Genomic DNA, 13,860 nt, shown 5'->3' with positions numbered 1-13,860 from the left:
ACCCGGTCAAGAAGACCGGGGCCGGATTCCATATATCGGACATGTGCTGTCCTGCGGGAATCTCTGTCTGCGGAAAATCCCAGCACATTGCTCTCAGGCTACCCGGGATGCGGGGTGGAGCGTCAGTCGGTATTCATGAGGCCGTCATAGGGAATCCCTTGCACCCGTCTCCCGGAAGCGGCCATTGTGGCTGCCGTGCGGATCGAACAGCTGGAATACCTCGCCGCGGTCACCCGGCTCGGCTCCCTGCGCCGGGCGGCCGAGGAACTGCATCTGTCCCAGCCCGCGCTCAGCGAGACCGTCCGCAATCTCGAGCGGGAACTCGGTGTGGAACTACTGGAGCGCAAGCGCTCCGGGGCGAAGATCAGTGACGAGGGACGGGAGCTGCTGCCGCACATCGTCGGCGTCATCGAGGCGGTGGACCGGCTGCGGGACGCGGCCGGCGACCAGCACCGGGTGAGCCGCATGATCCGGCTCGGCACGGTCAACACCGCGACGGTCCCGCTGCTGATCCCGGTCATCCGCGCGTTCCGCGCGAGCCATCCGGTGACCCAGGTGGAGGTGGTCGGCGCCCAGCAGACCGACATCCACCGGGCGCTGCTGGAGGGCAGCCTCGACCTGGGCCTGGTCAACTACCTCGAGGGCGACGACCTGCCGCCGGACTTCCAGACCACCGAGCTGCTGCGCGGCCGCCCCGTCGTCTGCGTACGCCCCGACAGCGGGCTCGCGGCCCGGTCGGAGGTCAGTGCGACGGACCTGCTGGACGAGTCCGAGCCGCTGATCGTCATGCGGTCCGGCTACGTCATGCACCGCTACATCCACCGTCTGCTCGACGGCCGCAGCCCCTCCTTCTCGTACTCCACGGACGGCGCCGAGATGGGCAAGCTGATGGTCGCCGAGGGGCTCGGCGCCACCGTGCTGCCCGACTTCAGCGTCGTCGGCGATCCGCTGGAGCGCGGCGGGCTCATCACCCACCGCCCGCTCGTGGGCGCCGACACCGACGTCCTGCTGGTCCTCCAGCGCCGCCGCGCCGCCTCCGTCCCGCGCGCCGTCCGGGACCTCCACCGTCTCTTCGTGCGGGGTGCCCGGGCTACAGCTCTCTGAGCGCGGGCAGCAACCGCTTCTCGGCCCAGTCGAAGAAGGGCCCCTGATGGTCCCCGCCGATCTGGACCAGGGCCACGTCCGTGAAGCCCGCGTCGGCGAACGGACGGAGCTTCTCGACGAACTCCCCGACGTCATTGCCGCAGGGGAGGGACGCGGCCACGTCCTCGGGCCGCACGTACTGCGTGGCGCCCTCGAAGGAGGCCGGACCCGGCAGCTCGGAGTTGACCTTCCAGCCGCCGCCGAACCAGCGGAACTGGTCATGGGCCCGGGTGATCGCCGCGTCCCGGTCGGGGTCGTACGCGATCGGCAACTGGCCTATGCGCGGCTTCCCGCCGCCACCGTGCCGCTCGAACGCATCCACCAGGTCGGGCTTCGGCTCGGTGGCGATCAGCATGTCCGCCAGGTGCCCGGCAAGCCTGCAGGACGCCTCGCCGGACGCGGCCAGCCCTATGGGCGGCGCCTCGTCGGGCAGATCCCACAGCTTGGCGGACTCGACGTCGAAGTGGGTGCCCCGGTGGTTGACGTAGCCGCCCCGGAACAGCGCGCGGATGATCTCCACGGCCTCCTCCAGCATCTCCTGCCGGATGTCGGCCGACGGCCAGCGGGTGCCCACCACGTGTTCGTTCAGATTCTCGCCGGACCCCAGCCCCAGCCGGAACCGCCCCTCGGACAGCAGCTGCATCGTCGCGGCCTTCTGCGCGACCACCGCCGGGTGGTAGCGGACACTCGGGCAGGTCACGAACGTCGTCAGCGGGATCCGCGACGTGGCCTGCGCGGCCGCCCCGAGCACACTCCAGGCGTAGGGGGAGTGCCCCTGGGAATCGAGCCACGGAAAGTAGTGGTCGGACGTCACCGAGAAGTCGAAACCGACCTGCTCGGCCCGGACCACGTCCTCCACGAGCTGACGCGGTCCGGCTTGCTCGGTCATCATCGTGTAACCCCATCGCATGGCTCCCGAGTACCGGTTTGCCCTGCTTTCAAACTGGCTCTCCGGGACCTCGTTGCCGCCCGCGCCACCTGGTGTTACTTGCGGTAAATGTGGATGTTCCGCAGATAGCAGTCGGAACGCGCGGACATCCCCTCACGGCCGTACAGACCGCACTTGAAGTAGTGCGTCCCCGCGCCGTGGTCCTTGAAGGTCGCCTGGAACTCCCGGTTGACGTAGACGTGCACCGAGCCCGCGGTGGTGTCGTGCACGACGTTCAGCCGCAGCGTGGTGTCGTAGATCGGGCGGTAGATGACCTGGTCGGTCTTGTCGTAGTAGGTGAGGCTGTTGTTGTTCATGGCCAGGGCCATGAACGCCGTCGCCTGCGTGGCCGCGCCGAAGACCTGCATGACGCAGACCCGGTGCGCGGACGACTTCACCGTCATGTCGCACTCGAACTGCGCCTGTCCGGAGGTGTAGTCGTTCTTGAACCGCGGCTCACTGCGGGGGCCCGAGTCGCGCCCGGGATAGGGCGGCACACCGTCGCCCACATGGTCGCCTGGGTGAACGCCGAACTCATGAAGAATGCCGCCGAGATCGGCCAACTCCGCCTGCTGCGGGCCGTATCGTGAGCCGGTAGCGCGCGCTCAGCCGTCGTCCCCCGTGGTGCTGCTGCCCGAACTCCGGCCGCTGCGCCCCGACCCGCTGCGCACCGCCTCACCCAGCGCCAAGGTCACGGTGGACACCGCCCGTGCCCAACGCGGCCCGCCACGCGCTGCCCACGCGACGCAGACACACCCTCCGGCGACGAGGACCAGAACGACCGCCAGGGCGAGCACGATCATGCTCATCACCCTCTTTCTGTTGTAGTCCGCGCCATCTTCTCAGCCCGCCCTCAGGCCGTGGTGTCGGGCGTGTCGAGGAACGGGAGGACCGCGGCGGGCAGCAGGGGCGAGGTGAGGATGTCGTAGTGCGTGGCGCCCGGGAGGATGGCGAGGCGGGATGCGGGGCGGGCGGAGCCGTCCCAGCCGGGGTCCTGCCGGGCGCCGCCGAGCAGCGCGAAGAACTCCACCATGTGCGCGGGCTGGACGGCGTCGGCGTCGCCGAAGACCAGCAGAACCGGGGCGGTGATCTTCGCGATCTCGGACGTCCAGTCGTAGTCCTGCCGCTTCAGCTCGGCGACCTTGGCCACGAGCGTCGGCCAGTCCTGCGCCCGGGGCGCGAGCCGCGCGTACAGCTCGTAGACGGGGGACTGCATCATCGGCTCGGCGGCGGCCGCGCTCATCTGGTCCATCTGCGCCACGACCTCGGGGAACCAGCCCTCCCGGCGGGCCGCGGTGGAGACCACGACCAGGCGGCGCACCTGGTCCGGGTGCTGGATCGCCGTGCGCAGGGCGACATCCGCCCCGACCGAGTAGCCCAGGACATCCGCCCGGGCCAGGCCGAGGTGCCGGATCAGGGCGGCGATGTCGTCCGCCATCAGCTCCGGGCGCAGCGGACGGTCGATGTCCGCCGTGCGCCCGTGTCCCTGGAGGTCCACCGCGAACACGCGCCGCCGCTCGGACAGGGCGGGCAGGACCGGGGCGAACATCTCGCCCGCCCCGAAGCCGCCGTGGAGCAGCACCAGCGGTTCACCCGGTCCCGACCCGTGTTCCTCGACGTACAGGGACAGCCTGCCCAGATCCGCGTAGCCCATAACCGTACCTTTCCGGAAGTTCACTCGATGTCGAGAAGATAGACCATGGGGACGCGGGAAACTCATCGGTCAGGCGCCGAGCTTGGCGGAGATGAGGGGCGCCAGGCGGTCGGTGATGGTGCGGTGGCCCTGGTCGTTGGGGTGGACGGAGTCGGAGAGGTCGCCGGCGGCCAGCCAGCCGGTGGTGTCGATGTAGGAGGCCCTGGCGTCGCCGGAGGCGGTGACGGCGGCCTTGGTCTCGGTGCCGAAGCGGCCGCTGAAGGTGCGCAGGGCGAAGATCCAGGCATTCGGGTAGGCGGTGCGGACCTTGCGGAGGAGGCTGGTGTACGACGCCTGGAACTGCGCCGAACTCACGCCGCGCCCCACGTCGTTGGTGCCGAGGTTGATGACGACGGCGTTCGCCTGGTAGCGGGAGAAGTCCCAGGCGGGCGTGGCGGCGTTGGGGTTGAGCTTGGTGAACTGCTGCTCCAGGCTCATCCGGTCGTCGGCGGTGTCGACCAGCGCGGCGCCGCCCTGGGCGATCTGGGTGTGGTCGGCGCCGAGGCGTTCGCCGATGAGCCAGCCGTAGGCGGTGCGGGCGTTCTGGGAGGTGGTGGTGCCGACGGTGATGGAGTCGCCGACGAACTCGATCAGCTTCTTCGGGGTGGCCGGGGCGAAGGTGGTGGCGCCGCTGTCGAGGGTCAGGCCCTGGAAGACCGCGTCACCGTGGTAACTGCCCGCGATGACCTGGTAGTTGACCTGGAGGGTGTGGTTTCCGGCGGCCAGCGGGGTGGGGGTGAGGTTCACCGTGCCCTTGGCCTCGTCGTAGAAGGTGGCGGGGCCGCCGTCGATGCTGGCCCACAGGTCGATCGCGTTGCGTTGCTCGAGCTTGACGGTGCGGCCTGTGAAGCCGGTGCGGAAGTAGGCACCCGCCCAGTACGGGGTGTACGCGGTGGTGGACGTCGTGGTGTCCCAGCGGCCGCTGAACTTGATGTTGGGGTCGCCAGGCCGGCCGGGGGCGGCGGCCTTCAGCGTCGCGGAGCCGAGTTTCGCGGAGATGATCGGGGCCAGGCGGTTCGCGAACTTGGTGTGGCCCGCCTCGTTGGGGTGGCCGTTGCCGTCCTCGTAGTCGATGCCGTCGGTCAGCCAGCCGCTGGTGTCGACGTAACTCACCTTGGCGTCGCCCGCGGCGTTGCGCGCGCTCACGGCGGCCTTGGTCTCCGTCACGTAGCGCTTCTTGAGGGTCTGGACGGCGAAGAGGGCCGCGTGCGGGTACTTCGCGCGGATGTCGCGGAGGAGGGTGGTGTACGCCGACTGGAACTCGGGCCCGGTGACGCCGTGCCCGATGTCGTTGGTGCCGAGGTTGATGACGACGGCGTTCGCCTGGTAGCGGGAGAAGTCCCAGCTCTGGTCACCGGTGGAGGCCGTCTTGAAGAACTGGCCGGCCAGGCCCACGCAGCCGCTCTTGCCGACCAGGCAGTAGCCCGAGCGGGCGATCTGGGTGTGGCGCATGCCGAGTTGTTCGCCGGTCTTCCAGCCGTACGAGTCGAGCGCGAGCCGGTCGGTGAGGGCGCCGGCGGTGATGGAGTCGCCGACGAACTCGATGAGCTTGCCCGGCACGCGCGGGGTGGTGGTGCCCGCGCCCGAATCGAGGACCAGGTCCTGGAAGACGGTGTCGCCGGAGCGGTAGGAGACGCGGAGGGTGTGCGTGCCCTGGGGGAGTGGCGTCGGGGTGAGGTTGACGGTGCCCTTGACGCCCGCGTAGAAGACGTCGGCGCCGCCGTCCACGCCGGCGTAGAAGTTCACCGCGTCCCGGGCCTTGACCTTCACCGTCGTGCCGGTGAACGCGGTCTGGAGGTAGCCGCCGGTCCAGTTGGGGACGGCGGCGGTGGCGGAGCTGATGTCCCAGCGGCCGGTGTAGACGATGTTCGGGTCGGTCACCGAGCCGTCCCCCAGGGCCTTGGTGGGGGTGGCGTGGGCGGTGCTCAGGCTCAGCCCCAGCAGGAATAACGATGTGGTCATGACAAATGCGAGGAATCTGCGCATCCGAGGGGTCCTCTCGCGGGGGGAGGGCGGGGGTGGCCTGGGAGCGCTCCCAGGTGTGGCGTGCGGTCACGATGGAAGCGATGAATCGGTTCAACGTCAAGGGTGCGGGTCGCCCCCTCGCCGGCCCGGACCGGGCTGACAACTGAGCGGGCGGACTACCAGCGCGGAATGGCCGGGGTCACCCACTCGGGGTCGGCGACACGCATCGCGGCGGCATCGTCGCGGTCCCGCATCGTGCCGTCGTCGTCCAGCCAGCGCTGGTGCAGTACGGCGAGCCGGTCACGGTCGAGTTCGACGCCGAGCCCGGGGGCGTCGCTGACGTCGAGCCGGCCGTCGCGGAAGGTGAGGCGCTCGGTGATCACGTCCTCGGTCTGCCACGGGTAGTGGCTGTCGCAGGCGTAGTCCAGGTTGGGCACGGTGGCCGCGACATGCGTCATGGCGGCCAGGCTGATGCCCAGATGGGTGTTGGAGTGCATGGACAGGCCGACGCCGAAGGTGCGGCAGATGGCGGCCAGCTCGCGGGTGTTGCGCAGCCCGCCCCAGTAGTGGTGGTCGGAGAGGACGACCTGCACCGCGCCCTTGGTGAACGCCTCCCGGATCTCCGCGAAGGTGGTCACGCACATGTTGGTGGCCAGCGGGACACCGGCGGCCCCGGCGACCTCGGCCATCCCGGGCGTACCGCTGGTCGGGTCCTCCAGGTACTCCAGGACGTCCCGCAGCTCCTCCGCCACGTGCAGGGACGTGGGCACGGACCATGCGCCGTTGGGGTCCAGGCGCATCGGCCGGCCGGGGAAGCGCTCGGCCAGGGCGCGGATCGCGGCGATCTCCTGGTCGGGTTCGAAGACGCCGCCCTTGAGCTTGAAGGAGGTGAAGCCGTAGTCGCGGGCGAAGCGCTCGGCCTGCGCGACGACCCCGGCCGGGCCTGTGGCCGCGTCCCAGTCGTCGGGCTCACGGGCGACGCCGTCCGGGTGCTCGGCCCAGCGGTAGAAGAGGTACGCGCTGTACTCGACGCGGTCGCGGACCTTGCCGCCGAGCAGCGCGTACACCGGCAGCCCGGTCGCCTTGCCCCAGGCGTCCAGGCAGGCCACCTCGAAGCCGGAGACGATCGACAGGCGCAGCTTGTCCGCCGTCTGGACGCCGCGCAGGCCGCCGACGTCCACGGCGTTCTCGACCCGGGAGGAGTCCACCGCGACCTCGCCCGCCAGGGTGAAGAGCCCGTTCAGGTCGGTGACGCCGAGGCCGGGCAGCTTCTCGGCCAGCGGGCGGGCCAGGTCGAGGTACTTGGTGTCGCCGTACGTCTCGCCGATGCCGGTCGTCCCGCCCTCGGTGACCACCTCGATGATCAGCCGGGGGGTGTACGGCTGGTGGACGCCCTGGGTGTTCAGCAGCGGCGGGTCGGCGACGAGGATGGGCGTCAGCCGCACCTCGGCGATGGCGAGGGCTTCGGCTTGCGGCGTCGTCTGCGTCATTGTGCGGCTCCCACGAGGTCGAGTCCGGTGGTCAGAAGGGCTTCGAGGTCGGCCAGGTCGTCCGGGCCGGGGTCGGTGAGCGGCGCGCGCACCGGGCCGTCGTCGCCGCATCGACCCGTGGGGGCCGCCATTGCTCGTCTCTCTATGTAGATGGCGTCTACGTAGGAAGATAGAGATTAGGAATGTGCACGCGGGGCGTCAATAGCCGGGGCTCCGGTCCCGTGGCCCGGATTACGATGCGGCCCATGACGGAAACCGGTGGCGTACGCGAAGTGAAATCGGCGGGCCGCACCGTGCAGCTCCTCGAAGTGCTCGCGGCCCGCGGCGACCAGCCCGCCCGGCTCCGGGAGCTGGCCGAGGAGCTGGAGGTGCCGCGCAGCAGCATGTACGCGCTGCTGCAGACCCTGATCGACCGTGGGTGGGTGCGCACCGACGTCACCGGCTCGCTGTACGGCATCGGCATCCGGGCCCTGCTGACGGGGACCAGCTATCTCGACAGCGATCCGCGGGTGCGGGCGGCGCGGCCCTACCTGGACGAGGCGTCCGACGCGCTCGGCGAGACCATCCACTTGGCCCGGCTGGACGGCGGCGACGTCGTCTACCTCGCCACTCGGGAGTCGCACGAATACCTCCGGCCCTTCAGCCGGGTGGGCCGCCGCCTCCCCTCGTACGCCGGAGCCCTCGGCAAGGCGCTCCTCGCGGAGCGTCTCGACAGCGAACTCCCGCTTCCGGATGGGCCTTTGGAGCCGCTGACCCCGCGTACCCACCGGGACCGGGCGTCCCTGGTCGCGGACCTGGTCCGCACCCGGGAGCGCGGCTACGCGGTGGACCGCGAGGAGGGCGTCACCGGCATCGTGGGTTTCGGCTTCGCCCTCCGGTACGACGCCCCGGCGGTGGACGCGATCAGCTGCTCGGTGCCGACGGCGCGGCTGAGGGAGGGCCGGGAGGAGCGGATTGTGGCGGTGATGCGGGAGATTCGGGCGAAGATCGAAGCGGTGGCGCCGCGGGCGGGAGGGTCGGCCACGCAGTGGCGGTAGCGGGGGGTGTTGTTCCCCACCCCGCCCCTTCCCGAACCCGGGGGCAGGCCCCCGGACCCCCGGCCGTCGGGGCCTCGACTCCCGGGCCCTTCCGGCCCCGGGCCGTGGCGCGGGGCTTCAGGGGTGGGGGTGCTTGATCATGTCGGCGCATTTCTCGCCGATCATCATCGTCGTGATGCACGGATTGACGGCCACCAGGTGCGGCATCGCCGAGCCGTCGGCCACCCGCAGCCCGGCCACTCCCTTGACCCGCAGCCGCGGGTCGAGCGGGGCGGACCGGTCGTCGGGGGCGCCCATCTTCACCGTGCAGGACGGGTGGTAGACGGTGTTGTGCGTGTCGCGGATGTAGGCGAACAGCTCGTCGTCGGTGTCCGCGTCGGGGCCGGGGGCGAGCTCGGCGCCTGCCCAGAGGGCCAGGGCGGGGCGGGCGACGATGTTGCGGGCCAGTCGGAGGCCGTGGATCATCACGCGGATGTCGTGGTCGTGGGTGAAGTAGCGGGGGTCGACCCTCGGCTTGTCGCGGAAGTCGCGGGTGCGCAGCCGTACGGTGCCGGTGGAGCGGGCGCGGGTGACGTTGGGGGTGAGGCAGAAGGCGTTCTCGGACGTCGGATAGCCGTGGCGGTAGGTGTTCATGTCGAACGGCACCGAGCCGTAGTGGAACATCAGGTCGGGCCGGTCGAGATCGGGCTCGGTGGCGGCGAAGATGCCGATCTCCCACCACTGGGTGGAGCTGCGGACCATGGGCTGTTCGGCGTTCCACATGATGACGCCCTCGGGGTGGTCCTGGAGGTTCTCGCCGACGCCGGGGGAGTCCACGATCACCTCTACGCCCGTCCCGCGCAGATGGTCCGCGGGCCCGATGCCCGACAGCATCAGCAGCTTCGGGGTGTCGATGGCGCCGCAGGAGACGATGACCTCGCGCCGCGCGTGCACGGTGTGGGTGTGGATGAGGTCGGGGGCGAGGTAGTCGACGCCGATGCAGCGCCGGTCCGCGTCCAGCAGGAGCCGCTTGGCCTGGAGCCCGGTGCGTACGGACAGATTGGGCCGGCCGGACATGACCGGGTGGAGGTAGGCGACGGAGGCGGAGCAACGGGTGCCGTCCTCGCGGGCGTTGATCTGGAACCAGTGGGCGCCGCGCACCACCGTCTCACCGGTGTTGAACGGCGTGAGGGGTATGCCCGCCTCCTCGCACGCCGCCAGCAGCGCCCGGCCGCACGGGTCGTGGGGCGGTACGGTGCGCAGGGTGACCGGGCCGCCGCGGCCGTGGTGGTCCCCGGGCGCGTCGTTGTTCTCCAGCCGCCGGAACAGCGGGAACGTCTCCTCGGCGCTCCACCCCGTACAGCCGCCCGCGGCCCACTCGTCCAGATCCTCGGTGGGCGCCCAGAACGCGATGCAGGAGTTGTGGGAGGAGCAGCCGCCGAGCACCCGGGCGCGGGCATGCCGGAGGAAGCTGTTGCCCTTCTTCTGCGGCTCGACGGGGTAGTCCCAGTCGTATCCGGACTCCAGCAGCGCCATCCACCGGTCCAGCCGCAGCACGTTGTCGTCGCCGACATCCGAGGGGCCCGCCTCCAGGAGGCACACCGTCACCGACGGGTCCTCGCTCAGCCGCGCCGCGACGACCGACCCGGCCGTGCCGCCACCCACCACCACGTAGTCGAACTCGTCCACGGGCCTCTCCTCACGGGATCACGGCGCGGTGGCGGCGGCGTGCTCGGCGAGTACGCCGGTGTGTCTGCGCTGCACGAACCAGTAGTAGGCGAAGCCGCCGAGCGCGACCACGCCGATGAACAGGACCGCGCCCCAGCGCAGATACCAGTGCTGCGGGCCGGTCGCGTTGTAGACCTCGGCGCGCGGCCAGGCGAGGTTGACGGACATCGCGAGGCCCCACAGCACCGCCACCACATTGACCGGCAGACCGAAGCGCCCCAGCGAGAAACGGCCCGTGGCGGGCCGCCACCGCCCCCTCAGCCGCCGCACCAGCATGGGCATGGTGACCAGCAGATACGCCATGTAGATCATGATGATCGCGATGCTGGTGACGATGGAGAAGATCTGCGGCTGGTTGATGTTGATGACCAGGATCGCCACCGCCACCAGACCGATGAGGATCGCCGGGAGCACCGGGGTCTGGAAGCGCGGATGGACATGGGCGAGGTGGGAGCCGCCGGGCAGGTTGTTGTCCCGCGCCATGGCGAACATCAGCCGGATGCTGGCGGTGTGCACGGCCAGCGCGCACACCGTGATGGCGACCACCACGCACCACAGCATGATCAGGCCCATGGTGTGCCCGAGGGTGGACAGCACCACGTACTGCAGGCCGTCCTCCGCCAGCTGTTTCGCGTGCAGATTCGTCACCGCCATCAGGGCGAACAGCAGGATGAACCCGCCGATGAGGAACGAGGCGACGAGCGCCCGCAGAATCGCGCGCGGCGCGTTGCGGCCCGGATCCACGGACTCCTCGCCGAGCGACGACGCCGTGTCGAAGCCGTACATGACGTACGCGGAGGCCAGCGAGGCGGTCAGAAACGCGCCGAAGTAGCCCAGCGGCCGGCCCTCGCCCCGGCCGAAGGTGTCCAGCACGACGGACGGGCCGCGGGTGAGGTGCGCGGCCAGCAGCAGGATCAGGACGATGGCGGCGATCAGCTCGATGGCCACACCGGCCGAGTTGATACGGGCCATCAGCTTCACCCCGAACCCGTTCACCAGGGTGGTGAACAGGACCAGGATCGAGCCGAGCACGACCGCGTTGGCCGCCCGCTCGGTGCCGCTGCTGCCGTCGCCGACGAGCTGGAACAACGAGGAGATCTGCGGCAGCGTGACCTGGTACGCGAGCGCGACCGCCGCCAGCGACACCATCGAGGCGGTCATCATCATCCAGCCGCCCAGCCAGCCGACGTGCGGACCGCCCAGCAGTTTGGACCAGTTGTAGACCGACCCCGCCACCGGATAGCGCCCCGCCAGCTCGCAGAAACACAGCGCCACCATCAGCTGGCCGAGGAACACCATCGGCCACGACCACCAGTACGCCGGGCCGCCGTGGGTCACACCGAAGTAGAACAGCTGGAACGTGCCGGTGAGGATGGAGATGTAGCTGATCCCGGCGGCGAAGGTGTGGAAGTTGCCGAGCGTGCGCTTGAGTTCCGGCCGGTAGCCGAGTTCCGCGAGCGAATCGTCGTCGTGTGACGTGTCCCTCCGGGGGCCGGGGTGGGGACCCGGTGGTTCGGTGGGACCCGCAGCCGTCATCCGAACCACCGCTGGGCGCGGGGCGCGGTGTTGCGCCAGATGTGCTTGGCCTCCTGATACTCGCGCAGCCCCGCGGGGCCCAGCTCACGGCCGATGCCCGACTGCTTCATCCCGCCCCACTCGGCCTGCGGGACGTACGGATGGAAGTCGTTGATCCAGACCGTTCCGGCGCGCAGCCGCGACGCCACCCGGTGCGCCTTCTCCGCGTCCTGCGTCCACACCGCCCCCGCCAGCCCGTACACCGTGTCATTGGCGAGCGCCAGCGCCTCCTCCTCGTCCCGGAACCGCTCCACCGTGAGCACCGGGCCGAACGACTCCTCCTGCACCACCCTCATGTCCGGGGTGCAGTCGTCCAGCACCGTCGGCAGGTAGTAGTGACCACCCGCGAGAGACGGCTCGTCGGGCGGCGCCCCGCCACAGCGCAGCACCGCGCCCTCGTCGATCCCCGCCGCCACGTAACTGGCCACCTTGTCGCGGTGCGCGGCCGAGATGAGCGGGCCGGTACGGGCGTTCTCGTCGAACGGGCCACCGAGCCGGATCGCCCGGGCGCGGGCCACCACCTCGTCCACGAACGCGTCGTGCAACTGCTCCTGGACCAGCAGCCGGGCGCCCGCCGAACACACCTGCCCGGAGTGCAGGAACACGGCCGTCAGCGCGTAGTCCACCGCCGTGTCGAAATCGGAGTCGGTGAAGACGATGTTGGGGTTCTTGCCGCCCAGCTCCAAGGCGAGCTTCTTGACCGTGGGCGCGGCCGCCGCCATGATCCACCGCCCGGTCACCACGCCGCCCGTGAAGGACACCATGTCCACCCGCTCGTCCGTGACCAGCGGCGCGCCCGTCGTCGACCCGGCCCCCAGGACGAGATTCGCCGCGCCCGGCGGCACCCCCGCCTCGGAGAGCAGCCGCAGCAGCCCGATCGCGGTGTGCGGGGTCAGCTCGCTGGGCTTGAGGACGAACGTGTTCCCGGCGGCCAGCGCGGGCGCCACCTTCCAGGCCGTCTGCAACAGCGGATAGTTCCACGGTGTGATCAGGGCGCACACCCCGACCGGTTCGTGCACCACCCTGCTGTCGATCTCCGGACTGCCCGTGTCCAGCACCCGGTCCGCGCCACCGGCGGCGGCCAGATGGCCGAAGTAGCGGAAACACCCCGCGATGTCGTCGAGGTCGTATTCGCTCTCCACCAGCCGCTTCCCCGTGTCCAGGGACTCGGCGCGGGCGAGGTCGGTCTTGTCGCGCTCCAGCAGGTCCGCGACGCGCAGCAGCAGCCGCCCCCGCTCCGCGGCCGGAGTGCCCGGCCACGGCCCGCGGTCGAACGCGTCCCGCGCCGCCGCGACCGCCACGGCCACGTCCTTCGGCCCGGCCTCGTCCACCGCGGCCACCAGGGACCCGTCCGCCGGGCAGCGGATCTCCCGCGTCTGTCCGTCGAGGGCGGCGGTCCACTGTCCGCCGATGAACAGTTCCGGCATGTTTCCCCCCTTGTTTCGGGGTTGCCCGGCCGACCCACACACCGAGCGTAAGCGCCGCCGGTCGGCCCCGCACGGTGACCTCCCACCGGCGGTGGATGGCCTCGCTCGCGGCGATCCTCGCCGGGCGCCCATCGGCCCGCCGCCGGCCTGGGAGATCGCCCGAGCCCACCGCGTGGCGGCTGCTGCGCGAGGTCGTGGCGCGAGCCGTGCGGCGGCTGGTGGACGCGATGAACCAGGACCGCCCCTGGCAGCGGACCCCTGGGAGGTCATCGACCAGCCCGAGTCCGACCCCCGCCAGTGGTCATCCCGCCCTGCGCCCCCGGGGCGTACCGGACCGCCCGGCGCCCGACGGGGCAACGCCGGACCGCCCGGCACCCGGCTACCCGTGCCCGGTGGCTTGTGCCCGGCCACCTGCCCCCGGTGGCTCGTGCCGGGTGGCTTGTGCCCGGCGGCCTGTGGTCGGCCACCTGAGCCCGGTGGCTTGTGCCCGGCGGCCCGTGCCTGGTGGCTTGTGCTTGGCCACCTGAGCCCGGTGGCTTGTGCCCGGCCACCTGGGCCCGGCGGCCTGTGCCCGGCCACCCACGTCGGCGGTCGGCGCGGGGACGTGTTCGGTGCTCCGCCCGGGGGTACGAGCCCATCCACCCGCTGCCCCGGCCACCTGCGCCCGGCGGTCGGCCACCTGCGCCCGGTGGCTTGTGCCCGGCCACCTGCGCTCGGCGGCCTGCGCCCGGCCACCCGTGCCCGGTGGGGATGCCCGGCTACCCGCGCCCGGCGGCCTGAGCCCGGCCACCCACGCCGTCGGTCGGCGCGGGGACGTGTTCGGTGCTCCGCCCGGGGGTACGAGCCCATCCACCCGCTGCCCCGGCCACCTGCGCCCGGCGGTCGGCCACCTGCG

At 71.1% G+C, this 13,860-nt stretch carries 12 protein-coding genes and 1 pseudogene; 3 read left to right on the top strand and 10 right to left on the bottom strand.

Annotated features, from left to right (window positions below; all coding sequences use genetic code 11):
- The first annotated feature begins 195 nt into the window (after positions 1-195).
- Positions 196-1,104, top strand: coding sequence for a LysR family transcriptional regulator (locus tag ACH4SI_RS06885; protein WP_398293396.1), 909 nt, complete (start codon positions 196-198; stop codon positions 1,102-1,104).
- Here the strand turns inward: ACH4SI_RS06885 and ACH4SI_RS06880 are convergent.
- A complete protein-coding gene (locus ACH4SI_RS06880) occupies positions 1,091-2,053 on the bottom strand; it encodes an LLM class F420-dependent oxidoreductase (RefSeq protein ID WP_398293394.1) in 963 nt (320 codons plus the stop codon). The genes ACH4SI_RS06885 and ACH4SI_RS06880 overlap by 14 nt on opposite strands.
- A 74-nt stretch (positions 2,054-2,127) precedes the next feature.
- Complete coding sequence (locus ACH4SI_RS06875) at positions 2,128-2,568, bottom strand: polysaccharide lyase family 7 protein (protein ID WP_398293392.1); 441 nt, start codon at positions 2,566-2,568, stop codon at positions 2,128-2,130.
- Between ACH4SI_RS06875 and ACH4SI_RS06870 the strand changes: the two are divergent.
- Positions 2,566-2,661: pseudogene (locus ACH4SI_RS06870) on the top strand (DinB family protein); the annotation flags it as partial. The gene ACH4SI_RS06875 and the pseudogene ACH4SI_RS06870 sit on opposite strands and share 3 nt — an antisense overlap.
- Positions 2,662-2,676: 15 nt before the next feature.
- On the opposite strand, the gene ACH4SI_RS06865 reads toward ACH4SI_RS06870, so the two are convergent.
- From ACH4SI_RS06865 to ACH4SI_RS06845, 5 genes are all read right to left on the bottom strand, one after another.
- Positions 2,677-2,880, bottom strand: coding sequence for a hypothetical protein (locus ACH4SI_RS06865; RefSeq protein WP_398293390.1), 204 nt, complete (start codon positions 2,878-2,880; stop codon positions 2,677-2,679).
- A 44-nt stretch (positions 2,881-2,924) separates the two neighbouring features.
- The gene (locus ACH4SI_RS06860; RefSeq protein ID WP_398293388.1) at positions 2,925-3,725 is read right to left on the bottom strand and encodes an alpha/beta fold hydrolase; all 801 of its coding nucleotides are present in this window, start codon (positions 3,723-3,725) and stop codon (positions 2,925-2,927) included.
- A 69-nt stretch (positions 3,726-3,794) separates the two neighbouring features.
- Positions 3,795-5,726, bottom strand: a complete 1,932-nt coding sequence (locus ACH4SI_RS06855) for a GDSL-type esterase/lipase family protein (RefSeq protein WP_398293386.1) — start codon at positions 5,724-5,726, stop codon at positions 3,795-3,797.
- A 179-nt stretch (positions 5,727-5,905) separates the two neighbouring features.
- A complete protein-coding gene (locus ACH4SI_RS06850; protein WP_398293384.1) occupies positions 5,906-7,219 on the bottom strand; it encodes a glucarate dehydratase family protein in 1,314 nt (437 codons plus the stop codon).
- Complete coding sequence (locus tag ACH4SI_RS06845) at positions 7,216-7,350, bottom strand: hypothetical protein (protein ID WP_398293382.1); 135 nt, start codon at positions 7,348-7,350, stop codon at positions 7,216-7,218. The genes ACH4SI_RS06850 and ACH4SI_RS06845 overlap by 4 nt, the downstream gene beginning before the upstream one ends.
- A gap of 114 nt (positions 7,351-7,464) precedes the next feature.
- Between ACH4SI_RS06845 and ACH4SI_RS06840 the strand changes: the two genes are divergently transcribed.
- Positions 7,465-8,256 carry an IclR family transcriptional regulator gene (locus ACH4SI_RS06840; protein ID WP_398293380.1) on the top strand — a complete coding sequence of 264 codons (792 nt, stop codon included), beginning with the start codon at positions 7,465-7,467 and terminating at the stop codon, positions 8,254-8,256.
- A 117-nt stretch (positions 8,257-8,373) separates the two neighbouring features.
- Here the strand turns inward: ACH4SI_RS06840 and ACH4SI_RS06835 are convergent, their stop codons facing one another.
- Genes ACH4SI_RS06835 through ACH4SI_RS06825 form a run of 3 tightly spaced genes read right to left on the bottom strand, consistent with a single transcriptional unit; the run spans position 8,374 to position 12,965 of the window.
- Entirely contained in the window at positions 8,374-9,924 is a 1,551-nt protein-coding gene (locus ACH4SI_RS06835) for a GMC family oxidoreductase (RefSeq protein ID WP_398293378.1), read from the bottom strand.
- 18 nt (positions 9,925-9,942) lie between these two features.
- On the bottom strand, positions 9,943-11,499 hold the full coding sequence (locus ACH4SI_RS06830) for an APC family permease (RefSeq protein ID WP_398293376.1): 1,557 nt from the start codon (positions 11,497-11,499) through the stop codon (positions 9,943-9,945).
- Positions 11,496-12,965: an aldehyde dehydrogenase family protein gene (locus ACH4SI_RS06825; RefSeq protein ID WP_398293374.1), complete on the bottom strand. Its 1,470-nt coding sequence runs from the start codon at positions 12,963-12,965 to the stop codon at positions 11,496-11,498. Before ACH4SI_RS06825 ends, ACH4SI_RS06830 begins: the two co-directional genes overlap by 4 nt.
- Positions 12,966-13,860 lie beyond the last annotated feature (895 nt).

It is taken from the genome of Streptomyces sp. NPDC021212, assembly GCF_044332925.1.
Lineage (GTDB): Bacteria > Actinomycetota > Actinomycetes > Streptomycetales > Streptomycetaceae > Streptomyces.
The sequence above is the reverse complement of the archived record's forward strand: the minus strand, read 5'-3'. Positions and strand labels throughout refer to the sequence as shown.

Excerpts from the sequence above, each read along its gene's own strand:
- ACH4SI_RS06880 (WP_398293394.1), bottom strand. The coding sequence starts at position 2,053 with ATGCGATGGGGTTACACGATGATGACCGAGCAAGCCGGACCGCGTCAG.
- ACH4SI_RS06865 (WP_398293390.1), bottom strand. The coding sequence starts at position 2,880 with ATGAGCATGATCGTGCTCGCCCTGGCGGTCGTTCTGGTCCTCGTCGCC.
- ACH4SI_RS06860 (WP_398293388.1), bottom strand. The coding sequence starts at position 3,725 with ATGGGCTACGCGGATCTGGGCAGGCTGTCCCTGTACGTCGAGGAACAC.
- ACH4SI_RS06855 (WP_398293386.1), bottom strand. The coding sequence starts at position 5,726 with ATGACCACATCGTTATTCCTGCTGGGGCTGAGCCTGAGCACCGCCCAC.
- ACH4SI_RS06850 (WP_398293384.1), bottom strand. The coding sequence starts at position 7,219 with ATGACGCAGACGACGCCGCAAGCCGAAGCCCTCGCCATCGCCGAGGTG.
- ACH4SI_RS06845 (WP_398293382.1), bottom strand. The coding sequence starts at position 7,350 with ATGGCGGCCCCCACGGGTCGATGCGGCGACGACGGCCCGGTGCGCGCG.
- ACH4SI_RS06840 (WP_398293380.1), top strand. The coding sequence starts at position 7,465 with ATGACGGAAACCGGTGGCGTACGCGAAGTGAAATCGGCGGGCCGCACC.
- ACH4SI_RS06830 (WP_398293376.1), bottom strand. The coding sequence starts at position 11,499 with ATGACGGCTGCGGGTCCCACCGAACCACCGGGTCCCCACCCCGGCCCC.
- ACH4SI_RS06825 (WP_398293374.1), bottom strand. The coding sequence starts at position 12,965 with ATGCCGGAACTGTTCATCGGCGGACAGTGGACCGCCGCCCTCGACGGA.